The organism is Rhodococcus shunpengi, assembly GCF_048381395.1.
GTDB lineage: Bacteria > Actinomycetota > Actinomycetes > Mycobacteriales > Mycobacteriaceae > Rhodococcus.
In genome coordinates this window covers 85,717-109,348 of sequence record NZ_JBLWIU010000024.1, presented here as the reverse complement: position 1 = coordinate 109,348, position 23,632 = coordinate 85,717, and the positions used below count along the sequence as shown (strand labels likewise).

21 protein-coding genes are annotated in these 23,632 nt (G+C 69.5%); 6 read left to right on the top strand and 15 right to left on the bottom strand.

Annotated features, from left to right (window positions below):
- Window positions 1-2: 2 nt before the first annotated feature.
- On the bottom strand, window positions 3-593 hold the full coding sequence (locus ACNJ7K_RS12760) for a hypothetical protein (RefSeq protein WP_487041773.1): 591 nt from the start codon (window positions 591-593) through the stop codon (window positions 3-5).
- Window positions 594-643: 50 nt separating this feature from the next.
- On the opposite strand from ACNJ7K_RS12760, the gene ACNJ7K_RS12755 reads away from it, so the two are divergent.
- Window positions 644-1,750 carry an alcohol dehydrogenase catalytic domain-containing protein gene (locus ACNJ7K_RS12755; RefSeq protein WP_120279929.1) on the top strand — a complete coding sequence of 369 codons (1,107 nt, stop codon included), beginning with the start codon at window positions 644-646 and terminating at the stop codon, window positions 1,748-1,750.
- Window positions 1,751-1,757: 7 nt separating this feature from the next.
- Here the strand turns inward: ACNJ7K_RS12755 and ACNJ7K_RS12750 are convergent, their stop codons facing one another.
- From ACNJ7K_RS12750 to ACNJ7K_RS12735, 4 genes are read right to left on the bottom strand one after another with little or no spacing between them, the layout of a single operon-like run.
- Complete coding sequence (locus tag ACNJ7K_RS12750) at window positions 1,758-2,672, bottom strand: exodeoxyribonuclease III (RefSeq protein WP_487041772.1); 915 nt, start codon at window positions 2,670-2,672, stop codon at window positions 1,758-1,760.
- An 11-nt stretch (window positions 2,673-2,683) separates the two neighbouring features.
- Complete coding sequence (locus ACNJ7K_RS12745; RefSeq protein WP_487041771.1) at window positions 2,684-3,460, bottom strand: alpha/beta fold hydrolase; 777 nt, start codon at window positions 3,458-3,460, stop codon at window positions 2,684-2,686.
- A 15-nt stretch (window positions 3,461-3,475) separates the two neighbouring features.
- Window positions 3,476-5,056 carry a DNA polymerase Y family protein gene (locus ACNJ7K_RS12740; RefSeq protein WP_159417835.1) on the bottom strand — a complete coding sequence of 527 codons (1,581 nt, stop codon included), beginning with the start codon at window positions 5,054-5,056 and terminating at the stop codon, window positions 3,476-3,478.
- Entirely contained in the window at window positions 5,053-5,814 is a 762-nt protein-coding gene (locus ACNJ7K_RS12735; protein WP_159419169.1) for a hypothetical protein, read from the bottom strand. The genes ACNJ7K_RS12740 and ACNJ7K_RS12735 overlap by 4 nt, the downstream gene beginning before the upstream one ends.
- Window positions 5,815-6,088: 274 nt before the next feature.
- On the opposite strand from ACNJ7K_RS12735, the gene ACNJ7K_RS12730 reads away from it, so the two are divergent.
- Window positions 6,089-7,237, top strand: a complete 1,149-nt coding sequence (locus ACNJ7K_RS12730) for a serine/threonine-protein kinase (protein WP_159417834.1) — start codon at window positions 6,089-6,091, stop codon at window positions 7,235-7,237.
- A gap of 13 nt (window positions 7,238-7,250) precedes the next feature.
- Here ACNJ7K_RS12730 and ACNJ7K_RS12725 read toward each other — a convergent pair whose 3' ends face one another.
- Both ACNJ7K_RS12725 and ACNJ7K_RS12720 read right to left on the bottom strand, forming a co-directional pair.
- Window positions 7,251-7,937 carry a response regulator gene (locus tag ACNJ7K_RS12725; RefSeq protein WP_120279934.1) on the bottom strand — a complete coding sequence of 229 codons (687 nt, stop codon included), beginning with the start codon at window positions 7,935-7,937 and terminating at the stop codon, window positions 7,251-7,253.
- Window positions 7,934-9,256, bottom strand: coding sequence for an ATP-binding protein (locus tag ACNJ7K_RS12720; RefSeq protein ID WP_225623588.1), 1,323 nt, complete (start codon window positions 9,254-9,256; stop codon window positions 7,934-7,936). The genes ACNJ7K_RS12725 and ACNJ7K_RS12720 overlap by 4 nt, the downstream gene beginning before the upstream one ends.
- A gap of 97 nt (window positions 9,257-9,353) precedes the next feature.
- Here ACNJ7K_RS12720 and ACNJ7K_RS12715 point away from each other — a divergent pair, with 97 nt between their 5' ends.
- The gene (locus ACNJ7K_RS12715) at window positions 9,354-10,823 is read left to right on the top strand and encodes a PspC domain-containing protein (RefSeq protein WP_487041770.1); all 1,470 of its coding nucleotides are present in this window, start codon (window positions 9,354-9,356) and stop codon (window positions 10,821-10,823) included.
- On the top strand, window positions 10,816-11,049 hold the full coding sequence (locus ACNJ7K_RS12710) for a hypothetical protein (RefSeq protein ID WP_006550082.1): 234 nt from the start codon (window positions 10,816-10,818) through the stop codon (window positions 11,047-11,049). The genes ACNJ7K_RS12715 and ACNJ7K_RS12710 overlap by 8 nt, the downstream gene beginning before the upstream one ends.
- A 142-nt stretch (window positions 11,050-11,191) precedes the next feature.
- Here ACNJ7K_RS12710 and guaA read toward each other — a convergent pair whose 3' ends face one another.
- From guaA to guaB, 4 genes are all read right to left on the bottom strand, one after another.
- Window positions 11,192-12,766: a glutamine-hydrolyzing GMP synthase gene (gene guaA, locus ACNJ7K_RS12705; protein ID WP_487041769.1), complete on the bottom strand. Its 1,575-nt coding sequence runs from the start codon at window positions 12,764-12,766 to the stop codon at window positions 11,192-11,194.
- Window positions 12,767-12,833: 67 nt separating this feature from the next.
- Window positions 12,834-14,558, bottom strand: a complete 1,725-nt coding sequence (locus ACNJ7K_RS12700; RefSeq protein WP_487041768.1) for a GMC oxidoreductase — start codon at window positions 14,556-14,558, stop codon at window positions 12,834-12,836.
- Between the two features lie 182 nt (window positions 14,559-14,740).
- Entirely contained in the window at window positions 14,741-15,874 is a 1,134-nt protein-coding gene (locus ACNJ7K_RS12695) for a GuaB3 family IMP dehydrogenase-related protein (RefSeq protein WP_487041767.1), read from the bottom strand.
- Window positions 15,875-15,945: 71 nt separating this feature from the next.
- Window positions 15,946-17,469, bottom strand: coding sequence for an IMP dehydrogenase (gene guaB / locus ACNJ7K_RS12690; protein ID WP_120279938.1), 1,524 nt, complete (start codon window positions 17,467-17,469; stop codon window positions 15,946-15,948).
- Between the two features lie 260 nt (window positions 17,470-17,729).
- On the opposite strand from guaB, the gene ACNJ7K_RS12685 reads away from it, so the two are divergent.
- On the top strand, window positions 17,730-18,140 hold the full coding sequence (locus ACNJ7K_RS12685) for a DUF5319 domain-containing protein (RefSeq protein ID WP_006550077.1): 411 nt from the start codon (window positions 17,730-17,732) through the stop codon (window positions 18,138-18,140).
- Window positions 18,141-18,235: 95 nt separating this feature from the next.
- Here the strand turns inward: ACNJ7K_RS12685 and ACNJ7K_RS12680 are convergent, their stop codons facing one another.
- The 3 genes from ACNJ7K_RS12680 to ACNJ7K_RS12670 all read right to left on the bottom strand — a co-directional run bounded on the left by ACNJ7K_RS12680 (window position 18,236) and on the right by ACNJ7K_RS12670 (window position 20,920).
- Window positions 18,236-19,309, bottom strand: a complete 1,074-nt coding sequence (locus ACNJ7K_RS12680) for an anti-sigma-D factor RsdA (protein WP_230788652.1) — start codon at window positions 19,307-19,309, stop codon at window positions 18,236-18,238.
- Window positions 19,302-19,880: a sigma-70 family RNA polymerase sigma factor gene (locus ACNJ7K_RS12675; RefSeq protein WP_019288580.1), complete on the bottom strand. Its 579-nt coding sequence runs from the start codon at window positions 19,878-19,880 to the stop codon at window positions 19,302-19,304. The genes ACNJ7K_RS12680 and ACNJ7K_RS12675 overlap by 8 nt, the downstream gene beginning before the upstream one ends.
- A gap of 128 nt (window positions 19,881-20,008) precedes the next feature.
- Complete coding sequence (locus ACNJ7K_RS12670) at window positions 20,009-20,920, bottom strand: hypothetical protein (protein WP_159417827.1); 912 nt, start codon at window positions 20,918-20,920, stop codon at window positions 20,009-20,011.
- A gap of 524 nt (window positions 20,921-21,444) precedes the next feature.
- Here ACNJ7K_RS12670 and ACNJ7K_RS12665 point away from each other — a divergent pair.
- Entirely contained in the window at window positions 21,445-21,738 is a 294-nt protein-coding gene (locus ACNJ7K_RS12665) for a WhiB family transcriptional regulator (protein ID WP_006550073.1), read from the top strand.
- A 245-nt stretch (window positions 21,739-21,983) separates the two neighbouring features.
- Here ACNJ7K_RS12665 and groL read toward each other — a convergent pair whose 3' ends face one another.
- Window positions 21,984-23,594: a chaperonin GroEL gene (groL, locus tag ACNJ7K_RS12660; protein WP_120279941.1), complete on the bottom strand. Its 1,611-nt coding sequence runs from the start codon at window positions 23,592-23,594 to the stop codon at window positions 21,984-21,986.
- Between the last annotated feature and the right edge of the window lie 38 nt (window positions 23,595-23,632).

Genomic DNA, 23,632 nt, shown 5'->3' with positions numbered 1-23,632 from the left:
GGTCAGCCGCGGCGCAGGCACCCCGCGGTGACCGGTCGGCCGCGGCGCAGGCACCCCGCGGTGACCGGTCGGCCGCGGCGCAGACGCTGCAGCGCCGCCCCACTCCACATCCGCAGGAATCCCTGCGACAGGTACGCGAAGCTGCCCAGTGCCAGCACCCACTTGGTGACGCTGACGGTCGAGGCGGCCCGGACCGTCCGGTCGTCGATCCGGGTGCGCTGATCCAGCAGGTACAGGCCGACGATGTTCTCGACGTAGTCCCCCGCCGCGGCGACGACCGGCGCCGCCATCAGGATCCGACGCGTACTCGGCGACAGCGGGCGGTGCTCGTCGAGTGATCGTGCGCCGGCCCGCAACGCGATCGCGAAGGTCGCCGGGTGGACCATGTCCCAGTAGTAGTGCTCCCGGTAGCGCTCGATCTCCTCGGGACCGAGATCGTCGAGGATCTTCCGGTACTTCGCGGCCGAGAAAGTGGTCTGGACGGTGCCCACTGTCGGGGCCGTGGAGCCGAGAACCCGACCGATGTTCGCCTGGGACACGAGGAAGACGGCGGCAGCACCGATGAGGACGCGGTCGGCCCGGGTGAGTGTCATGCTCGTGATGCTAGGGGCAGAGAATCCGCGACCCTACGGAAGGGAGACCCGTGCAGATCACCGGAGCAGTCCTGGAGGAGATCGGACGTCAGCGGCGGTACGAGGAGTCCACTCCGCTCAGCGTGGACCTTCTCGAACTCGACCCACCGGGACCGGGTGAGGCGCTGGTCGAGATCGAATGTGCCGGTGTGTGCCACTCCGATCTGTCCGTGGTCGACGGCAACCGGCCTCGCCCGGTGCCCATGCTGCTCGGGCACGAAGCGGCCGGACGCATCGTCGAACTCGGTGACGACACCACCGGATTCTCCGTCGGCGAGCGGGTCGTCATGACCTTCATGCCCCGCTGCGGTGAGTGCGAGGGCTGCGCGAGCAACGGCATCCGCCCCTGTATCCCGGGATCGGCCGCGAACGCTGCGGGAACCCTGCTGTCGGGCGCCCGGCGGCTGCACCGCGACGGGAACGACGTCCACCACCATCTGGGAGCATCGGCCTTCGCGACCCACGCCGTCGTCGACACGCGGTCGCTCGTCGGTGTCGGCGACGACGTCCCCGCCGAGGTCGCCGCGCTGATGGGCTGCGCCGTGCTGACCGGTGGCGGTGCGGTCGTCAATGCCGCTCGTCCTCAGGCCGGGGACACGCTGGTCGTCGTCGGTCTCGGTGGAGTGGGGATGGCCGCGCTGCTCGTGGCGCTGGCCCACGACGACGTCACCGTGATCGCCGTCGACACCTCCCCCGACAAACGCGACACGGCCCGTTCGCTGGGAGCCCGACACGTCCTCTCACCGGACGAGGCCGTCGAGCAGGGCGTGAAGGCACGACTCGTCATCGAGGCCGCGGGGAGCGTGCCCGCGCTCGCCACGGCGGTCGCGCTCACCGGACCGGGAGGCACCACGATCACCGTCGGACTGCCCGCCCCCGACGCCCGGCTCGAGATCTCGCCCACCGCTCTCGTCGGCGAGGGCCGCTCACTGGTGGGCAGCTATCTCGGCTCCGCCGTCCCGGCCCGCGACATCCCCCGCTTCGTGGACATGTGGCGCGAGGGGCGACTGCCGGTCGAGCGACTCGTCACCGACCGTCTGCCGCTGGGCCGGATCAACGAGGCGATGGACGCCCTGGCCGACGGAACCGCACTCCGTCAGATCCTCACCATGGACTGAGGGCGACTCAGATGTCGTAGTCCACGACGACCGGCGCGTGATCGCTGATCCTCCGGTCCGGTGCCGGATCGCGGTCGGTCCCTGCGGAGATCGCGGTCCGGGCCAGTTGCGGCGTGGCGAGGTGGTAGTCGATCCGCCACCCGGAATCGGAGGCGAACGATTCCCCCAGCCACGACCACCACGAGTAGGGACCGTCGACCTCGGGATGATGCCGGCGGACGACGTCGACGAGCGTGCGCGGTGACAGCAGCGAATCGAACCAGGCGCGTTCCTCGGGCAGGAAACCCTCGGCCTGCCCGCGACGCCGCCAGTTGCGCACGTCGTAGCGTGTGTGGGCGACGTTGAAATCACCCATGATCAGGAACTCGCGCCCCTGGGCGCGCGCCGCGAGTCGTCTACGGGTCAGCTGCCGGGCGAAGGCCGACAGGAACCGCATCTTGCGCTGGTAGCGCACCCCGCCGTCCGGTTCGTCGCGCATGCGCCCGGGCTTCTGGAGGTGCGCCGGGAGCCCACCTTTCGGCAGGTACAGCGACGCCACGGTGATCGGTGCGTCGGCGAGATCGACCTCCACGTACCGCCCCTCGTGGGCGAATTCGGACAGTCCGCGTGCCAGCGCTCCCCGATCGAACTCGATCCGGTCGACGTGTTCCTCACCGGGAAGTCGCAGTAGCGCGGTGCCGCTCCAGGTGCGCACGACGGCGGGTTCGTGCAGGGTCAGGATCCCGACGCCGTTGCGGCCGGGAAGGGTGCCCTCGTCGTAGGCGAGGTGGTACTTGCCGAAGACACCCTGCGGGATCGCAGCCGCCGGAGCGCGTACCTCCTGCAGGGCCACCACGTCGGGGTTGCGTTCACGCAGCCAGTCCTCGAATCCGCGGCGCTGTGCGGCGCGGATTCCGTTGATGTTGAAGGTCGCGATGCGCACGATCGTCCAGTCTAGGCAACCGATCGATCCGTGAGGAACGGGACGACGGCCGCTGCGAAATCGCGGGCACGGTCGCGGTGGATGCTGTGCCCGCAGCCGATCTCCCGCACGGAGGCCGAAGGCAGTGCCTCGACTGCCGCCGTCAGCAGTTGCGGGTCGACCATGCTGCCGCGCCGCACTCCGCGCAACAGCAGGGTCGGTGCGGCGAGGGACGGAAGGTGCTGCCACCACACCGGATTCGGCGTGTGGAACTGGGCGACGACCGACGGTGTCATCGAGCGGTCGAAGGCGGTGACCGCGCGAGGGTTGAGCGCCATGCTGGTCGCGGCGTGCCACAACTCCGCCGGAGTCGGACGGTGGGCCGGCACCTCCGGAACGGGATCCCCCTCCCGCAGCGGCAGGGGTGTCTCCTCGAGGACCAGTCGCCGGACGAGTCCGGGATTCTGTTGCGCGACCAGCGATCCCACGTGCCCGCCGAGCGAGTGCCCGACGAGATCGACGGTCTCGACACCGAGGTGGGCACACAGACCGGCGACGTCGGCGGCGAACTCGCCGAAACGGTACGAGGCGGCCCGGCCGCTGCGTCCGTGTCCGCGCAGGTCGACGGTGATCACCCGTCGGCCCGCCTTCACCAGGGCTCCGGCGAACCGGGTCCACGTGCGCCCGTCGCCGCCCATCCCGTGCACCAGCAGGACGGGCACGGAACGGGCGGCGGCAGCGGACGGTGCGAACTCGCGATATGCGAGGGCGACCCCGTTCGGCGCGGCGGTGAGGACCGGAGATCTCATGATGCTCGAGCCTACTCAGTCGTAGACGCCCTCCACCCGCCAGCCGTCGGCACCGAAGAACACCAGCAGGGCCCGTGATTCCTCGAGCAGCACCTGCAGACGGGCGGCGCACCGGGCGACGGCCGGGTCCCACCAGTACTCGTCCACCGGCCACGGACCGGCCCATCCGATCACCGTCCAGCTGCGACTTCCCCATCGCAGCCGAGCAGGTGACCCGCTGAGCAGTCCGCGCTCGGTCACCGAGACCGGATTCCCCACGTCGTCGTCCAGCCGGATCGCGGGAGGTGTGTGCAACACCAGCGCGGGAGCGGGGGGCGGGAGCCGGCCCGGCCACGGTGCGTCCGGGTCGGAGTGCGGGATCGCCTCGTCGCCGACGGGCACGAGGACGATCCGTTCGGCGGGTCCCCGGCCACCACCGAGCACGCCGATCCGGACGGCGTCCCCACCGAGCAGGCCCTGCACCCGGACGAGCGCCCGACGTGCCCGTTCGTCCTCGTCGCCGACACCGCCCCACAACCCGAGTTGCAGCGCACCGGCGGCCACGACCTCGACCGGTTCGAGGCGCAGCAGCACGATTCCCGCCGTGGGCCGGTTGGTGTTGCGGCCGGTGAGCCATCCGTCGAGCTGCCATCGCACACGATCGGCCGTGCCCTCGGGGGTGAGCGGCTCGGCGCAGCGCCAGGTGCGCGCGCGTTCCTCACCGGCCCCGGTGCGGGCCGTCACGAGCAGTCGCGTGCACGCGACTCCCGCTGCGGCGAGCCGGGTGTGGAGCAGTTCGGCCAGTGCGCGACCGGCGAAGGCCGCGGCGTCGACCCGTTCCACCGGCGGGTCGCAGGGCTGTTCGACCGTCAGGTCCGGAGGGATCGGCCGTCCCGACGGGGGACGTTCCGGCAGGCCCCGTGCGCTCCGGTGCGCAGCCACGACGTCCGCGTCGAAGCGTGACGCCACATCGATCGAGGACAACGCGGCGAACGCTCCGATGGTGCGGATACCGAGACGGCGCAACAGATCCACCGTGTCGGCCCGCCGAGGAGCCGCCAGCGCCGGTTCCACCGCGAGATACGAGACGGGCAGCGGCGCCAGGAACTCGGCGCCCCTCCCCGTCGGGACCAGCGCGTTCCGGCGCGCGGCGAGGACCGCGGTGGACAACTCGTCGGCGACACCGACCTGGCATTCCACGCCGGTCGCCGCGACCGCGTCGATCAGGGCCTCCGCGGCGGCCTCCTCCGAGCCGAACCACCGGATCACACCGCGCGCGGCGAGGATCACCAGACCCGGGCGCAGCACCTCCACGCCCGGGGCCACCGCATCGATCGCGGCCACCACCGCCTCGAACGTCCGCGCTTCCAGGTCGGGATCCGAGCGGGCCACATGCAGTTCCGGGCAGCGGGCCTGCGCCTCACGTCGTCTCAGACCGCGCCGGACACCCGCGGACCGCGCCGAGGCCGAGCAGGCGACGACACGATTCGCCGAGACCACCGCCACCGGGACGGTCGCGGGCAACTCCGCGGCGGTGGCGGCGGCGACCGCGGGCCAGTCGGGGCACCAGAGGGCCACGACCCGCGCGGGCGCCCGTCGAGAGGACGAGTCGTTCACCGGACCGCTTTACGGAAACGCCCGTCCTCCAGCCGATTCCGCTCTTCGCTCGCCCACTCGACGGCACTGCGGTCGGCGCACACCTCCACGCGGGTGGCGCGCGGAGGGAACGCACGCCCGTGCGCCCGGACCGACAGGCGAGTCGCGCACAACCGGTCCCGGCCGGGACCGTCCACGCCCCGATAACCGTCGATCCGCGCCTCCAGTCGCACGTGGGCACCTTCCCAGCGACCGTCCGTGACCACGAGGACGGACTGCTTGCTCCGCGCCCGGGCGGCGACCGCACGAGCGCGGGACGGCGGCACCGATGCCCCGCCGAGTCCCAGCACCACCAGGTCGATCCCGTCGAGCAGCACCGCGGCGATCTCCACGGGATCCGGTCCGGGATCGGGGATCACGGCCAGCCGGTGCAGGTGGGCCCCCATCTCCGCGGCGGCGAGCAGACCCAGCCGACGCTGACCGATCACGGCGGCGTACCCGCCCGAGGCCGTCACGGACGCGAGCATCCCGAGGAGAAGGGAGGTGGCCCCCGACACCGAGACGACGCTGCCGCGCACCAATCCGCCCTGGGGCAACAGTTCCGCGAGCGGTGCCGGGACGGGCAGGATGCGGCCGGAGGGGGCCTCGACCCGGCCTCGCGCGACGGACGGGACCTCGCCCCGCGCCGGCACTGCCGCGATACGACGTCGCAACGCTTCGATCCGCTCCGCGCGACCCGCTTCCTCGTCGTCCACCGGAAATTCGGCCACCTCGCCCACTGTCACCCCTGTCATCCGCCTGCCGCCTGACACACACGACCGGCCGACCACGGGGAAGTCGTGGCCCGGCTCGCACTCTATTCGAACATACTTTCGATCTTCATCAAGTAGAACCGACCCGAATCCTTCCCGTCAAGCCGGAAGCACCGCCCCCGACGGTGACTACAGTGCAGCTCACACGTTCTTCGGCCGGGGCGAACACCTCCGATCGACTACTCTCGATCGAGTGGCGGAGCAGGCATGGGCAGGACGGGCCGTAGGGCCGGATCACTTGGTGGCCGGTCGATATCGGCTCGACTCCAAGCTCGGCGGTGGCGGCATGGGTGCCGTCTGGCTCGCCCGCGACAACCGTCTGGGCCGCGACGTCGCCGTCAAACAGGTGATCTCCACCGCAGACCTCGATCCCGACGAGGCCGAGGATCTCCGCCGCCGCGCGCTCCGGGAGGGCCGGGCCGCCGCCCAGCTCGCCCACGAGCACGCCATCTCGATGTACGACATGGCTCTGCACTACGGCGAACCGTGGCTCGTCATGGAGCACTTGCCGTCCCGCAGCCTGGCGCAGGTGATGAACGTCGTCGACACTCTCCCGCCGTACGTGGTGGCGCAGATCGGCGCGAACGTCGCCGACGCCCTGACCGCCGCGCACGCCGCCGGGATCGTCCACCGCGACGTCAAGCCCGGCAACATCCTCATCGCCGAACGCGGCCGCGACGCCGGCATCGTGAAGATCAGCGACTTCGGCATCGCCCGCGCGAAGGGCGACAACGACCCCGACGGCGTGATCATCGGCACCCCCGCCTATTTCGCGCCCGAGGTCGCACGCGGCAACGACCCCACCGAGGCCAGCGACGTCTTCTCGCTCGGCGCCACCCTCTACACCGCGGTGGAGGGGCAACCGCCCTTCGGTTTCGAGACCGACTCGATCGCGTTGCTGCACCGGGTCGCGCGGGCGGAGATCATCATGCCCACGCACACCGGTCCGCTCACCGAACCCCTGCTCGAGATGCTCCAGCCCGATCCGGCGCGACGCCCGACGATGGCGCAGGCGCGCGATCTCCTCGCCCGCGTGGTCCTCGGACCGGGCGGATCGGCGGCGGCCCTGCGCGGCCGTCCCATCCAGAACGAGGACGGCACGATCCCGTCGTGGGCACAGCGTTCCGCGCACTTCACCGAACCCGCACGCCCCCGTGGTTCCTTCGTCGACCGTCCCCTCGGTGCGGCGGCTCAGGCCACCGGTGGTCCGAAGAAGTCGGCGAAGGGTTTCGCCCCCGCGGATCTGCTCGACCGTCTGCTCCCGAAGGGTCCCGTGCCCGACAACCCGCAGGACCGCATCGTCGCCTATGCGCCCCTGGCGATGGCGGCGATGGTCGCGGTGATCCTGGTGGCGCTGCTCGTCGCCGTCATCATCGCGCTGGTCGTCTGAACCGACGTCACGCTCAGTCGATGCGGCGGCGGTGGGCCCACCGGGTCAGCGCGTTGCGGTTCGACTGCTGCGTCTTGCGCAACACGTTCGACGCGTGCGTCTCGACGGTCTTCACCGAGATCACGAGTTCCTCGGCGATCTCGCGGTAGGTGTAGCCGCGAGCGAGCAGGCGCAGCACCTCGAGTTCCCGGGGCGTCAGCGAGTCGAGCTCGGGATCGAGTGGCGGTTCCGGTGCGGCCGACCGGCCGGTGAACGAGTCGAGCACGAAACCGGCCAGACGCGGACTGAACACGGCGTCTCCCCCGGCGACCCGCCGGACGGCGTCGGCCAGATCCGGCCCGGAGATCGTCTTCGTCACGTATCCGCGGGCGCCGGCGCGGATGACGGCGATGACGTCCTCGGCCGCGTCGGACACGCTGAGCGCCAAGCAGACCGGCCCGTCCGGGATCCGCTGGAGGACGGCGACGCCGCCGCCGTCGGGCATGTGGACGTCGAGGAGCACGACATCCGGCTTGGTCGCCTCGATCCCGGCGACGGCCTCGGCGACTCCCCCGGCCTCGCCGACGATCTCCATGTCGGCCTCGCGCCCCAGTTCGGTGCGCACTCCGGAGCGGAAGACGGCGTGGTCGTCCACCAGGAAGACACGATAGGGACGGTTGTTCTCGGTGGCATCGGACGATGTCGCCGGAATCGAAGTCACTGTGTCTGCTCCTCGGGGTGGGGGTCGTTCACCCCCCACTCTAAGGTCGACTCGGTGTCCTGTTCGCGTTCGGTATCCGTCCGGCCGGCGCGCGGCACATGGATGCGCACCTCGGTTCCCTTTCCGGGACTCGACTTCACGACCGTCCGGCCGCCGCGACGTTCGATGCGCGCCCGGATGGACTTGGCCAGACCCTGCCGATCGGCCGGTACTTCGCCGGGATCGAATCCGACGCCGCGATCGCGCACGAACACGCTCACCTGATGCGGTTCCACCTCGGCGAAGAGGTCGACGCTGTCCACCCCGGCGTGCTTGGCGGCGTTGACGAGAGCCTCGCGGGTCGCGCCGAGCACGGCGGTCGCGGCCTCGGGGGTCAGATCGCTGTCGTCGGGCGCGACGTCGCCGACGATGACGGGTTGGACGGACAGACCGTACTGGTCCTCCACCTCACCGGCGATGGTGCGCAGCGTCTCGGCGAGCGAGGTGCTCGGCGTCTCGTCCCCACCGAACAGCCAGCGGCGCAGTTCGCGTTCCTGGCTGCGCGCCAGTCGCACGACCTCCTGCTGGTCGCCGGCCTGCTTCTGGATGAGCGCGAGGGTCTGGAGCACCGAGTCGTGCAGGTGCGACGCGATCTCCTCGCGCTCCTCGTTGCGCACCCGGGCGGCACGCTCGGTCTCGAGGGCACGCCACATCCGGATCCACAGCGGCACCGACAGCAGGGCGGCACCGACCAGCGTGACCACCACGGCGACCAGCGACGAGCGCAGCGCCGCGACGTCGACCTGCGCGATGACCATCACTCCGAGTCCGGTGACGACGAGGGTCAGGCCGCCGAGTACGCGGGCCCATGTGAGGACCGTCGGATGTGCGGGCAGACCGAGTACCGATCGGGGGCCTTCGACGTCGAATTCACGCCATACGAGCGCCGCACCGACGACCACCACGACGATCGGCAGCACCACGCCTGCGGCACCACCACTGAACAGCCACGAAAGACCCACCGCCAGGCCGATACCCATGAAGGCGAGGCCGATGGCGCGGCGCCGTTCGGGGCCGGTGGGGCGATCGGTGTCGGAGCCCGGAGGCACGAACATCCACAGCAGGCCGTAGGCCGCGATCCCGAACCCGCCGAGGGCGGCGAGCACCGTGAACGCGACCCGCACCTTGGTGGCGTCGATACCGAGATGGTCGGCGACACCGCCGGCCACACCGCCCACGATGCGACCGCCCACCCGCCGTTCGAGGCGGGGAACGGTCACGGGTAATCCAGGTACCGGTTGCACACCTCGATACTGGCACGGTGATCGCCGGCCCGGCATCGGGGACGAACCCTGATGTCCGGGTTCCGATCGGCCCCTCGGAAATCAGGGTTGGTCCCTGATGTGCCGCGCGCGGAAGCCCAGCAGGATGGGTGCCATGGACACGAGGAGCTTTCAGGACCAGGTGGCGGACATGTGGCGGACCCGCCCCGTGCGTCTGCCGAAGGAGGGGCACATCGCGGGTGTGTGCTCGGGTATCGGAGCGCGCTACGGCGTCGATCCCGTGCTGATCCGTGTCGTCTTCGTCGCGTCGGCGCTGTTCGGCGGTGGCGGTCTCGTCCTCTATCTGGCCGCCTGGCTGATGTTCCCCCGTCACGGCGACCAGGTCTCCTCGCTCGAATCGCTCGTCGGGCGGGGTGCGAGCTCGGACTCGACCACCAAGGTCGTCGTGCTCCTCGTGGCCCTGGCGATCGCGGCGGGTGCCATCGGACCGGTGGGTGCGGGTTCGGGCGGCTCCGGATTCATCGGAACGCTCCTGCTGCTCGGCGGCTGGTGGCTGCTCTATCAGCGGCGTCCCGAACCGCCGGTGCTGCCGGCGCCCGAGGGAACCTCCTTCCCCACCCAGGCGGCCTTTCCTCAGCCTCCGGTGACGAACGCGTACTGCTCCCCGTGGGGCGCACACACCGGGGCATGGCACATGCAGGCGGGTCCGGCGGCCACGACGACACCGAGCGGGGAGGCGACCCCGCCTGCGCAGGCCACCGACGCGACGGAGGTCGTGAACACCACTCCGGCCTCGGGCACCGACACCCCCGCCTCGGGCACCGACGCCACAGCGCCCACCGAGACGACGGAGAGGAAGACGTCCCCGATGCCCGACCTACGCAAGGACACCGACCGCAAGGACACCGACGTTCCGCTCCCGGGTGTCGACGAGCTCTCGCCCCACCGTTCGGCACCGCCGGCATGGGATCCCCTCGGGGTCGCCCCGTTCGCATGGGATCTGCCCGAACCGGCACCGAAGCACGAACCCGCCATCGTCACGAATCGGCGCTCGCGTCTGACCACGACGGTTCTCGGCCTGGCCGTGATCGCCGCTGCGGTGACCGGCGCGCTCGGTGCCGCCGCCGACCTGGCCTGGGTGACCCCCGCCCGGGTGGGTGCCATGGCCCTCGCGGTCGTCGGTCTGGGCCTGCTGATCGGCGCGTTCCTGCACCGCGGTCACGGACTGCTCGTCATCACCGGTCCCCTGCTCGGATTCGTCGTTCTCGCCTCGATCGCCGGCCCCGTCGACACCTCCAACTGGGGCGACCGGACCTGGGCTCCGACCAGTACCGATCAGCTCGAGTCCGAGTACAGCTTCCAGTTCGGGGCGATGACCCTCGATCTGCGAGGACTCGAACTCACCGAGGACCGCACGGTGCAGGTCGATGGCCGGTTCGGCAGCGTCGAGGTGCTGTTGCCGGAGAACCTGGACGTCCGCGCCGACTGCACGGTCGGCCCCGGTGAGATCAGGGGATGCCCCGCCCCCGGCATCGACGGCGGCGCCGACGGAGTCGACGACGGGCCGGTCCTGGACCTGAACGCAAACATGGAATTCGGATCTCTGGAGGTGCGTCGTGGCTGATCACGAAACCGGAACACACACCGAGGATCGGACCGAGCGCACCCGCAAGGGACCGTCGCTCCTGCTCCTGCTCGCCGCACTGGCAGCGCTGGTCGTGAGCGGATGGGCCATGATCGGGCCGTTCTCGGTCGAGTTCCTCGCCGCCGTCGACCTCGGATGGGTCCTGGTGGGCGCGGCCCTATTGATCGGAGCGGTGCTGGTCTTCCTCCCCAACCGCCGGAGGTAACGACCCCATCTACGCGACGTCCCCCGGACCTGATCGGTCCGGGGGACGTTCGTCGTCTCACCGCTCCCGGTGAGTGAGGATCACTCCCACGCAGTCATACGCGAGTGAGGATCACTCCCACGCAGTCATACGCGAGTGAGGATCACTCCCACTCGATCGTTCCCGGGGGCTTGCTCGTCACGTCGAGCACCACTCGGTTGACCTCCGCCACCTCGTTGGTGATGCGGGTGGAGATCCGCTCGAGAGTCTCGTAGGGCAGGCGCGTCCAGTCGGCGGTCATCGCGTCCTCGCTGGAGACCGGACGCAGCACGATCGGGTGACCGTAGGTGCGGCCGTCGCCCTGCACGCCCACGCTGCGGACGTCGGCGAGCAACACGACCGGGCACTGCCAGATCTGTCCGTCGAGGCCGGCGGAGGTGAGCTCTTCGCGGGCGATGGAGTCGGCGCGACGCAGGATCTCGAGGCGTTCGCGGGTGACCTCACCGATGATGCGGATACCGAGGCCGGGGCCGGGGAACGGCTGGCGGCCGACGATCTCCTCGGGCAGGCCGAGCTGACGTCCGACCGCGCGCACCTCGTCCTTGAACAGCAGGCGCAGCGGCTCGACGAGCTCGAACTCGAGGTCCTCGGGGAGTCCACCGACGTTGTGGTGGCTCTTGATGTTCGCGGTGCCGGAACCGCCGCCGGACTCCACGACGTCCGGGTACAGGGTGCCCTGCACGAGGAACTTCACGGTCTCGCCCTTGTCGGCACCCTCGCCGAGCACCTCGGAGACCGCGCCCTCGAAAGAACGGATGAACTCGCGGCCGATGATCTTGCGCTTGGTCTCGGGGTCGGTGACGCCGGCGAGCTCGCGCAGGAAGGTCTCGGACGCGTCGACGGTGACCAGACGGGCACCCGTCGCGGCGACGAAGTCCTTCTCGACCTGCTGCCGTTCGCCCTCGCGCATGAGGCCGTGGTCGACGAACACACAAGTCAGACGGTCGCCGATGGCGCGCTGCACCAGCGCGGCCGCCACGGCGGAGTCAACGCCGCCGGACAGGCCGCAGATGGCACGACCGTCGCCGATCTGCTCGCGGACCTGCTCGACGAGCGCGTCGGCGATGTTCGCTGCGGTCCAGTCGCCCGGGATTCCGGCGATGTCGTGCAGGAACCGGCTCAGCACCTGCTGGCCGTGGGGCGAGTGCAGCACCTCGGGGTGGTACTGGACACCGGCGAGGCGACGGGCGCGGTGCTCGAACGCCGCGACCGGGGCGCCGGCGCTGGTGGCTGTGACCTCGAAGCCCTCGGGAGCCTCGGTGACACCGTCGCCGTGGCTCATCCAGACGGGCTGCGTCTCGGGCAGGCCGTCGTGCAGCACACCGCCGGAGACCGACAGCTCGGTGCGGCCGTACTCGCGCGAGCCGGTGTGCGCGACCGTGCCACCGAGCGCCTGCGCCATCGCCTGGAAGCCGTAGCAGATGCCGAAGACGGGGACGTCGAGATCGAACAGCGTGGGATCGAGACGCGGTGCGCCCTCCTCGTACACGCTGGCGGGGCCACCGGACAGCACCACCGCGCGCGGGTTCTTCGCCGCGATCTCCTCGACACCGGCCGTGTGGGGCACGACCTCCGAGTAGACGTTGGCCTCACGAACGCGCCGAGCGATCAGCTGCGCGTACTGAGCTCCGAAATCGACGACGACGACCGGTCTGGACTGCTGGCTTTGCGACGACACCCGAACAGTCTAAGCGGCCGCGCCGGGTGTTCCCGACGCGGCCGCTCATCCGATCACTTCCGGGTCGCTACGCGACGCCGCTGTGTTTGACCTCGACGACCGGCAGCCGCAACGCACCGGGTGCGTCGACGGGCACCACGGGGTTCTTCGGTTCGATCGGCGCGATACGACGGTAGGGCTGTCCCTGCTCGGGACGCTGGTCGTCCTCACCCTTGTTGGGCCACAACGATGCAGCGCGTTCGGCCTGCGCCGCGATGGTGAGCGAGGGGTTCACGCCGAGGTTCGCGGAGACCGCGGCGCCGTCGACGACGCTCAGCGTCGGGTAGCCGTGGACGCGGTGGTACGGATCGATGACCCCGTGGTCGCGATCGGATCCGATCACGGCGCCGCCGAGGAAGTGTGCGGTGAGCGGAATGTTGAAGATCTCACCCCACGTGCCGCCCGCGACACCGTCGATCTTCTCGGCGATGCGGCGTGTGGCCTCGTTGCCGGCCGGGATCCAGGTGGGATTCGGCTGCCCGTGTCCCTGTTTGCTGGTGACCTTGCGGCGGCCGAACAGACCCTTGGTCGTGTAGGTGGTGATGGAGTTGTCGAGGTTCTGCATCACCAGCGCGATGATGGTGCGCTCGCTCCACCGATGCACCGAGAGCATCCGCAGCATCTTCACGGGGTTCCGTACGACCTGCCCGAGGAACTTCACCCAGCGCGGGGTGCGTCCGTCGCCGTCGGTCATGAGGGTCTGCAGCAGGCCCATCGCGTTCGATCCCTTGCCGTACCGCACGGGTTCGATGTGCGTGTCGGGGGTGGGGTGGAACGACGAGGTGATCGCGACACCCTCGGTGAGCTTCAGATCGGGGTCGATCCTCATCTTCCCGGCACCGACGATCGATTCGGAGTTGGTGCGGGTCAGTTCGCCGACCTTGTCGGACAGTTCGGGCAGCGCACCGGTGTCCTTGAGGTGGTGCAGCAGGTGCTGCGTGCCCCACGTTCCGGCAGCGAGGACGACGTGCGCGGCCGTGTAGGTGCGCCGCCGCTTGCGGACCCACGCGCCGGTGCGTTCGGTGATCACGTCCCAGGTGCCGTCGGCGGCCTGACGCAGATCGGTGACGGTGGTCAGCGGGACGATCTCGGCTCCCGCTCGCTCGGCGAGACCCAGATAGTTCTTCACGAGGGTGTTCTTGGCGCCGTGGCGGCATCCCGTCATGCACTCGCCGCACTCGATGCAACCGGTGCGGTCGGGGCCCACGCCGCCGAAGTAGGGGTCGGCGACCGTGCGGCCGGGTTCGCCGAAGAACACACCCACGGGCGTCTGGATGAAGGTCTCGCCGACTCCCATGTCGTCGGCCACCGACTTGATCACCTTGTCGGCGTCGGTCATCCGGCCGTACTGCACCACGCCGAGCATCCGCTTCGCCTGGTCGTAGTAGGGGCTCAGTTCGTCCTGCCAGTCGGTGATGTGCGCCCACTGGCGGTCCTCGAAGAACGGCGCCGGAGGCTTGTACAAGGTGTTCGCGTAGTTCAGCGACCCGCCGCCCACGCCGGCACCGGCGAGGATCAGGCAGTCGCGCAGCAGGTGCACTCGCTGGATGCCGAAGCAACCGAGCTTGGGCGCCCAGAGGAAGCGGCGCAGGTCCCAGCTGGTCTTCGCGAAGTCGGCGTCGGCGTAGCGGCGGCCGGCCTCGAGAACGCCGACCTTGTAGCCCTTCTCCACGAGGCGCAACGCCGTGACGCTCCCACCGAAACCCGATCCGACGATCAGGACGTCGTAGTCCGTGACCCGTTGCTTACCCATGGAACCTCCAGCGACGAGAGTTGTTACCGGCCAGTATGCACCTCGGTGGTGTGACTACAGGCACATCTCAGACTCTACCCGTTACGTGGAGTTGCACGAAAACAAAGGGTGAGAAATGCCGATGGCCGGTCACCGCGTCCTGCGACGCTGTGACCGGCCATCGGGATGTACCGGGAAGGTCCTTATCCGCGGACCGACAGACCGACCTTCTGGAATTCCTTCAGATCGGAGTATCCGGCCTTCGCCATCGATCGGCGCAGACCGCCCACGAGGTTGAGCGAACCGGAGGGGTCGTCGGACGGGCCGAACAGCACCCGGCGGAGGCCCGGTCGTCCGTCCTCGGCGATCCGGACGGCAGCGCCGCGCGGCATCGACGGATGCCCGGCCACGGACGGCCAGTACCAACCCTTGCCTGCGGCTTCCTCGGCGAGGGCCAGGGGCGCGCCGAGCACCACCGCGTCGGCGCCGCACGCGATCGCCTTCGCGAGGTCGCCGGCGTTCTCGATGTCGCCGTCGGCGAGCACGTGGACGTAGCGGCCCCCGGTCTCGTCGAGGTAGTCGCGCCGGGCCGCAGCCGCGTCGGCGATGGCCGTGGCCATCGGGATACCGATGCCGAGCGAAGAGGACGTGGTGGTCGCCTGCTTCGTGGAGCCGAAGCCGACGATGACACCGGCCGCACCGGTGCGCATCAGGTGCAGCGCGGTCCGGTGGTCGCTGACGCCACCGGCGATGACCGGCACGTCGAGCTCCGAGATGAACGTCTTGAGGTTCAGCGGCTCGTCCTCACCGTGGGCCACGTGCTCGGCCGAGATGATGGTGCCCTGGACGACGAGGAGATCGACGCCCGCCTTCACGAGCTCGGGCGTGAGCGCGCGCGCGTTCTGCGGGCTGACGCGGACCGCGGTGGTGACACCCGCATCCCGCACCTGTGCGACGGCGGCGGCCAGCAGATCGCCCTGCAGCGGAGCAGCGTGCAGTTCCTGCAGGTAGCGGACGGCTGCGCGCGGATCCGTGCTCGCGATCTCCGCGAGACGGGTGACGACGGCGTCGACATCCGCATGACGGCCCCACAGGCCCTCGCCGTTGATGACGCCGAGACCGCCGGCCTTGCCCAGCTCGATCGCGAAGGTGGGCGACACCAGCGCGTCGGTGGGGTGCGCCAGCACCGGGATGTCGAAACGGTAGGCGTCGATCTGCCAGGCCGTCGACACCTCCTTCGACGAACGCGTCCGGCGCGACGGGACGATGTCGACGTCGCCCAGCTCGTACGTACGTCGGGCCGTGCGACCCATGCCGATTTCAACGAGGTCGCGCACGCGCGCCCCTTTCTCCTCTTGGACGATGCTCCCGTCCTACTCGGAACGGGACCCTGCTGCGAACGCGAAAACTACCGGACCACGTAGTTCGGTGCCTCGGCGGTGATCGTGATGTCGTGCGGGTGGCTCTCCTTGAGGCCGGCGGCGGTGATCTGCACGAACTGCGCCTCCTGCAGCTGCTCGATCGTCGTCGCGCCGGTGTAGCCCATCGCTGCGCGCAGGCCACCGATGAGCTGGTGCGTGACCTGCTGCAGCGGGCCGCGGAACGGCACGCGTCCCTCGATGCCCTCGGGCACGAGCTTGTCCTCGGAGAGCACGTCGTCCTGGAAGTAGCGGTCCTTCGAGTACGACTTGGCCTCGCCGCGGCTCTGCATCGCGCCGAGCGAACCCATGCCGCGGTAGCTCTTGAACTGCTTGCCGTTCACCAGGATCAGCTCACCCGGGGACTCGGTGGTGCCGGCGAGCAGCGAACCGAGCATCGCGGTGGACGCACCGGCCGCCAGAGCCTTGGCGACGTCGCCGGAGAACTGCATACCGCCGTCGGCGATGACCGGCACACCGTGGGCGCGCGCCACCGTGGACGCCTCGAGGATCGCCGTGATCTGCGGCGCGCCGACACCCGCGACGACACGCGTGGTGCAGATCGAGCCGGGGCCGATACCGACCTTGACCGCGTCGACGCCGGCATTGATGAGCGCCTCGGTGCCCTCGCGGGTCGCGACGTTGCCGCCGATGATCTGCACGCGGTCGCCGACCTCGGTCTTGAGCTTGGAGATCATCGACAGCACGTTGGCCGAGTGGCCGTGGGCGCTGTCGACGACGAGAACGTCGGCTCCGGCGTCGACCAGGGTCATGGCGCGGGTCCAGGAATCGTCGCCGACACCCACGGCGGCGCCGACGAGCAGACGGCCGTCGCGGTCCTTCGTGGCGTTGGGGTGCTGCTCGGTCTTGACGAAGTCCTTGACTGTGATCAGGCCGGTGAGCTTTCCCTGACCGTCGACGATCGGCAGCTTCTCGATCTTGTGGCGACGCAGGAGACCGAGCGCGGCCTCAGCGGTGACGCCTTCGCGGGCCGTGACCAGCGGAGCCTTCGTCATGACCTCGGCGACCGGACGGTTCTGGTCGACCTCGAACCGCATGTCGCGGTTGGTGATGATGCCGACGAGCTGACCCTCGTCGTCGGTGACCGGCAGACCCGAGATGCGGAATCGCGCACACATCGCGTCGACCTCGGCCAGCGTGTCGGTCGGCTTGCAGGTGACGGGATCGGTGACCATGCCGGCCTCCGACCGCTTGACGGTCTCGACCTGCGCGGCCTGCACCTCGGTGGGCATGTTGCGATGCAGCACGCCCATGCCACCGGCCCGGGCCATCGCGATGGCCATGCGGGACTCGGTGACGGTGTCCATGGCGGAGCTGACCAGCGGGATCCGCAGGCGGATCTCACGGGTGAGCTGGCTCGACGTGTCGACCTGACTCGGGACGACGTCGGAAGCCGCGGGAAGCAGCAGCACGTCGTCGAAGGTCAGACCCAGCATTGCGACCTTGTTCGGGTCGTCACCGCCGGTGTGCACGCGCCCTCCGGTACTACTCATGCGGTTCGGACCCTCCGTGACAGTCGATGGGAGCGGACGGCAGAACCGTCCGGCAGCGGGAATGAATGAAGGCTGTGCACGCTCGTCGCACCGACGGGCGGTTGGAGAGCGGCACGCACCCATTCATGTTATCTGTTCGGAGGAACAAGCTCGGCTCCCACCCTGTTCCCCGATGTTCCTCACATCACCCCGTGTGATTTCACGGCGTGTCCCCTGGCGACCGCTGGCGCAGACCCCCTCATTCTGCGTACCGTGGAGTCGTGCGTGATCAGTTGCCTCCCGGACTCCCACCGGACCCGTTCGCAGGAGACCCCGACGATCCGTCCGCAGCACTGGACGCGATCGAGCCGGGCCAGCCCCTGGATCCTGCGGAGCGGCTCGCGGTGGAAGAGGACCTCGCAGACCTGGCCGTCTACGAGGCGCTGCTGGCTCCCCGCGGCGTCCGCGGACTCGTGGTGTGCTGCGAGGACTGCCACCAGGACCACTACCACGACTGGGACATGCTGCGAGCGAACCTGCTGCAGCTGCTCGTCGACGGCACCGTCAGACCGCACGAGCCGGCCTTCGATCCGTCCCCCGACGCCTACGTCACCTGGGACTACTGCCGCGGCTACGCGGACGCGTCCATGAACGAGGCTCTTCCCGTCGACCCCTACGGTCTGGATTCCTGACCGACCGTTCCCCACGCGGACCACGCATCACGTCACTTCCACGAACGACCCGGGCCCGACAGCACATGCTGCCGGGCCCGGGTCGTTCGGTACTTCTAGCCGCCTTCCGAAGTGGTCACGGACCCCGGAGCGAAATCTGCTCCCGGTCCGTCCTGCGTCGACCGCGGCGACGACGCGGTCGTGGTGGGTGCAGGGGTCGCGGACTCCGACGTCGCCGGCGGCGGCGGTTCGCTCGGCGGAGGTGACGGCTGCGTGCTGGAGGACGGCGGCGGCGGCGCGGTCTGCGACGGCGTGGACGTGGCGGACACCGGAGGCGGCGCCTGCAGAATGGTCGGATCCACGGTCGTCGACGACGTGGGCGGGGCGGTGGTGCCCGTGTCGGTACCCGTTGTGGGAGCGGGCTGCTGTCCTTCCGTGCCGGGCGTCGTGACCGGCGGGGGCACGACGGCACCGGGAACCACCGGCGCCTCGGGTGCCACCGGCGCTGCCGGCGGCGGAGGCACCTGCGGCACCAACCGGCCGAGTTCCTCGGCGAGGCGTTGCGCCCAGTCGCCGAGCGCATCGCGCTCCTCTGCGTCCCGGACGTCGCCCGAACGGGACTCCGCGGACGTCAGCAACTCGCGTGCTTCTTCCGTGTGGCCCTCGGCGATGAGTTGTTCGGCACGTTGCAGGGTCGATGTGGTGTCGATCCGGGCCTCGGTGGATTGCGCCTGCTCACTGAACACGACCTGCTTGACGCCCCACAACGGGTCGCCGGGCTCGGCGCCGTAGGACACCGCGGTCGCGCTGCCGATGGCGACGGCGACGAGCGCTGCTGCACCTGCGAGCGGACGGAGCAACCGGAGTTGCCCCTTCGATCTCGGGCGCAGAGGGGTGACCTCCGGGGTCGGAGCGAGCGTTTCCCGCGTCCCCAGTTCGCGATGGACGGCGGCGACCACTTCGTCGAGGTCGGGGCCGGCGGGCATCGGTTCGGCGAGGATCTCTGCACGCCAGTCGGCGAGCAGCGTGGCGAGTTCGTACTCCTCGGTGTCCTTCGTCTCGACGAGCCCGTTACCGGAGATCGCATCGATCAGCGCGTCGTCACGACGCACGGCGGCAAGGTCCACGGAAGTTTCGTCGTCGGGAAACTCGTCGTCGAAGCCGTCGCCCGAGAAACGCCCCCTACCCATTCCGCTCACCTGCTCTCGTGACTTCCTTCTTGAGTCTCGCGATGGCCCGGTGCTGGGCCACCCTGATCGCTCCTGCAGTACTACCGACCGCTGCGGCCGTCTCCTCGGCCGACAATCCCATGACGAGACGGAGGATGAGGATCTCGCGCTGCTTCTCCGGCAGGATGCCCAGCAGCTGCTTCATCTGCCGGCCCGCCTCGGAGTTGATCGCGTATTCCTCGGGGCTGTCGTCGAGCGACATCACCTCCGGCACATCCGCCACGGGTTCCGCGCGGTTGCGGGCCGCACTGCGGTGCGCGTCGGCGACCTTGTGAGCAGCGATCCCGTATACGAACGCCATGAAGGGGCGGCCTTGGTCCTGATATCTCGGCAGAGCGGTCATCACGGCCAGGCACACCTCCTGTGCAACGTCGTCTGCAGAGAGCTGGCCGCGCTCTGCAGATCCGACCCGTGCGCGGCAGTACCGCACGACGAGGGGCCGGACACTTGCAAGAACCTGAGCGAGAGCCGCCCGGTCGCCTTGCGCAGCCGCAGCAACCGCGGAGTCCAACTCCTCACCCATAACAGTCATCGATTGCGCAAGTCCTGGCGTTACAGACGGCACCACCCCCCCGGGCGGGCTTCCACCTGACCGTGGAACACCCCCAGAGTAACTACAACGACCGACCGGTCGGGTCACCCCCCGCGCGCGAATGGAACTCAACAGGCAGACGAGGTCACGAAGCGACCCCCATGCCCCCTGATCACGGTCGCGCAGAAGTCACGGACGCGTCCCGCGTCGAGATCACGGCCGGGTGCCGCATCGTCGTCACGGACGCGACCCGCATCTCTCCCTGCCCCCAGCCCGTCGAGGAGCATCGCCGCGGCCCATTGCAACGGGATCAGTCCGTGTTCCTCCGCACGCGCGAGGACGTCGGCGGCCAGGTCCATGGCCGGACCTTGGTCGGGCAGTCCGGTCAGAGAGGCCGACCGCACGAGGTCCGACTTCACGGAGTGCCGGATCGATCCGAATCCGTCCGCAAGTTCCACCGCGCGGTCCGCCTGGCTGCGCGCACGGGTGAAGTCGCCTGCCGCGAGAGCGGATTCGGCCCCGACCCATGCGAGACGGATCCGCTGTCGCACGAAGGCCTTCTCCCCCGCTTCCGATTCGGCAGCGTCGAGAGCGGCTGCGCATCGGTCGAGGAGCGACCCGCACACCGCGAGACGGCCCCGCCCGAGCGCATCGGCCGCCAACCCCGTGGCGGCGTCGCACTGTGCAGCGACAGTGTTCCCGGAGCCGATTCGCAGCGACCCCGCCTCGGCGAGAGCACGTCCGTCCAGGACGGCGGCGGCGCGATGTCCGCCCAACTGACGGAGAAGGGAGGCCTCGGTGCTCGCGCCGAACGACGACCACACTCCTCCGGTTCCACGCACTCGGGCCAGCTCGGCCCGCGCGGCGGCGTAACGCCCCTGCCCACCGAGCGCGACGGCCCGCAACCAGTTCTGTTCGGGTCCGTGCGCCGCAGGGAGCGGATGTGCCCCCGGGGTCGGGCCGAAGGCCGCGGCGACCAGGATCGCGTGACGGTCGGACGGTGTCGGTGCCGTGTGCCGGCGGGCGTCGGAATGTGCCATCGCGGAATCATCGCACCAGCGGATACCGGCGATACGCGGGGCTCCAGGCCGACGCCGGGCATTTGCCGGAGAGAAATTATCACCGTGAGCGCAAATAGTCTCGATGATTGGAACGCAGGGATGCGCAGAAGACATTTCCGAACATTTTGTTAAACATCGCGTTAAAACATGCGCGGTGCATGTAGGGTGTCGCCCCTGCTCTCCGAGCCCGGGTCGGAGCCACATCAGGCCGCCGAAAGGCCGGGTTACCAGCGAGTAAAGGACCTTCTACCCACATCGGGAGCGGAGAATACCGCGGATCGCCCCCACCCGCAGCGCACAGGCACGACTCCTCACGAAAGTAAATATTTCCGCGGTTAAATCTTGGCCGTTCGGTTATGGACTATCCCACTCATCGAAAATATTGACGACGAATCGATACAGATCCTACGGTGAGTTTGTTTGATTCGGATCACAGCGGGAATCCCGATGTGTCCACGGTCCGCTCGCACAACTCACGCGAGCTTGCTGCAAAGGAGTGCCACATGCCTGCACCACACACACTGCCCGGCCCCAACGCGGACCTCTGGGATTGGCAGATGCACGGTAAGTGTCGTGGTGTGGACTCCTCGGTGTTCTTCCATCCCGACGGAGAGCGCGGTCGTGCCCGCGCCCAGCGGGAGAACCGCGCGAAGGAGCTGTGCCGCACCTGCCCCGTGCTGGCGCGTTGCCGCGACCACGCCCTCGCCGTCGCCGAGCCGTACGGCATCTGGGGCGGCATGTCGGAGACCGAGCGGGAGATGTACACGAGGCAACGACGGCGGAAGGTCGCTGTGTGAGGCGGTCACCCGCCCCGTGATGACGCCGTCAGGTCGTGACCATGTCGACACGACCGGGACGGTACGACCGGGACGGTACGACCGGAGGCCGGTTGGAGGAGATGCGTCGATACGATGAAGGCCCCGCAGGGAATGCGAACATTCCTTGCGGGGCCTCGCTGTATTCGTGCCGTCCGGAACGACTTTCACGTCCGGCTCGACCTACGGACCCGCCGGGCGGCGGGTCCGCGGCCCTGACCGGTCGCTCAGTGCGCGTGACCGTGGCCGTGCCCGGCCTCGGCCTCTTCCTCCGGCTTGTCGACGACGGCGCTCTCGGTGGTGAGCACCATGCGTGCAACCGACGCGGCGTTGACGACAGCGGAGCGCGTCACCTTCACCGGGTCGACGACGCCCTCGGCGACGAGGTCGCCGTAGGAGAGGGTCGCGGCGTTGAAGCCCTGACCGCTCTCCTCGACCTTGCTCACGACCACCGCACCATCGATGCCGGCGTTCGTGGCGATCCAGTACAGCGGCGCGGTGAGCGCGGTGCGCAGCGCGGCCACGCCCGTGGCGGCGTCGCCGGAGAGGGACGCCTGAAGCTCCTCGAGCGAGCGTGCGGCCTGCACGAGAGCCGACCCGCCACCCGGGACGATGCCCTCCTCGATGGCCGCCTTCGCGGCGTTGACTGCATCCTCGACGCGGAACTTGCGCTCCTTGAGGTCCGTCTCGGTCGCCGCACCCACACGGATGACCGCGACGCCACCGGCGAGCTTCGCGAGGCGCTCTTCGAGCTTCTCGCGGTCCCAGTCGGACTCGGTGGCCTCGATCTCACGACGCAGCTGAGCGGCGCGCGCCTCGATGTCCTCGGCGGTACCGGCACCGTCGACGATCGTGGTGCTGTCCTTCGTCACCACGACACGGCGGGCCGAGCCGAGCAGGTCGAGTCCGGCCTCCTTGAGGGACAGACCCAGATCGGAGTTGATGACCGTACCCGCGGTGACGACGGCGAGGTCCTCGAGGAAGGCCTTCCGGCGATCACCGAAGTACGGAGCCTTGACGGCAACGGCCTTGAGAGTCTTGCGGATCGCGTTGACCACGAGGGTCGACAGCGGCTCGCCCTCGATGTCCTCGGCAATGATCAGGACCGGCTTACCGGACTCTGCGATCTTCTCGAGGAGCGGGAGGAAGTCGGGAAGCGAGCTGATCTTCTCGCGGTACAGCAGGACGAGCGCGTCCTCGAGGACGGCTTCCTGCGCGTCGATGTCCGTGATGAAGTAGGGCGACAGGAAGCCCTTGTCGAACTGCACGCCCTCGGTGACGACCAGTTCGGTGCTCAGCGTGGAGGATTCCTCGACGGTGACGACACCGTTCTCCCCGACGCGGGTCAGCGCTTCGCCGACCATCTCACCGATCTCCTCGTCGCGCGAGGACACGGTGGCGACCTGCGCGATGGCGGTCTTGCCCTCGACGGGAGTGGCGGCAGCGAGCAGAGCCTCGCTCACCTTGTCCGCACCCTGGGCGATACCGGCACCGAGCGCGATCGGATTGGCGCCTGCGGCAACGTTCTTCAGGCCGACCTTGACCAGCGCCTGGGCGAGAACGGTCGCGGTGGTGGTGCCGTCACCCGCGACGTCGTTGGTCTTGGTCGCGACACTCTTGACGAGCTGGGCGCCGAGGTTCTCGAACGGATCCTCCAGCTCGATCTCACGGGCGATGCTCACACCGTCGTTCGTGACGGTGGGACCACCGAAGGCCTTGGCGAGCACGACGTGCCGGCCACGCGGGCCGAGCGTCACCTTGACGGCGTCGGCCAGCTGGTCGACACCGCGCTCGAGAGCCCGCCGCGCGGTCTCGTTGAACTCGATTTGCTTGGACATGTTCTGCGACTACTCCTGGACTCGGATGTTCCCCAACG

Bases quoted from the DNA above. Each gene is read 5' to 3' on its own strand.
- ACNJ7K_RS12675 (WP_019288580.1), bottom strand. From the start codon at position 19,880: ATGACTGTTATGGGTGAGGAGTTGGACTCCGCGGTTGCTGCGGCTGCG.
- ACNJ7K_RS12670 (WP_159417827.1), bottom strand. From the start codon at position 20,920: ATGGCACATTCCGACGCCCGCCGGCACACGGCACCGACACCGTCCGAC.
- ACNJ7K_RS12720 (WP_225623588.1), bottom strand. From the start codon at position 9,256: ATGCCGGGCCGGCGATCACCGTGCCAGTATCGAGGTGTGCAACCGGTA.
- groL (WP_120279941.1), bottom strand. From the start codon at position 23,594: ATGTCCAAGCAAATCGAGTTCAACGAGACCGCGCGGCGGGCTCTCGAG.
- ACNJ7K_RS12715 (WP_487041770.1), top strand. From the start codon at position 9,354: ATGGACACGAGGAGCTTTCAGGACCAGGTGGCGGACATGTGGCGGACC.
- ACNJ7K_RS12760 (WP_487041773.1), bottom strand. From the start codon at position 593: ATGACACTCACCCGGGCCGACCGCGTCCTCATCGGTGCTGCCGCCGTC.
- ACNJ7K_RS12700 (WP_487041768.1), bottom strand. From the start codon at position 14,558: ATGGGTAAGCAACGGGTCACGGACTACGACGTCCTGATCGTCGGATCG.
- ACNJ7K_RS12680 (WP_230788652.1), bottom strand. From the start codon at position 19,309: ATGGGTAGGGGGCGTTTCTCGGGCGACGGCTTCGACGACGAGTTTCCC.
- ACNJ7K_RS12665 (WP_006550073.1), top strand. From the start codon at position 21,445: ATGCCTGCACCACACACACTGCCCGGCCCCAACGCGGACCTCTGGGAT.
- ACNJ7K_RS12745 (WP_487041771.1), bottom strand. From the start codon at position 3,460: ATGAGATCTCCGGTCCTCACCGCCGCGCCGAACGGGGTCGCCCTCGCA.
- guaB (WP_120279938.1), bottom strand. From the start codon at position 17,469: ATGAGTAGTACCGGAGGGCGCGTGCACACCGGCGGTGACGACCCGAAC.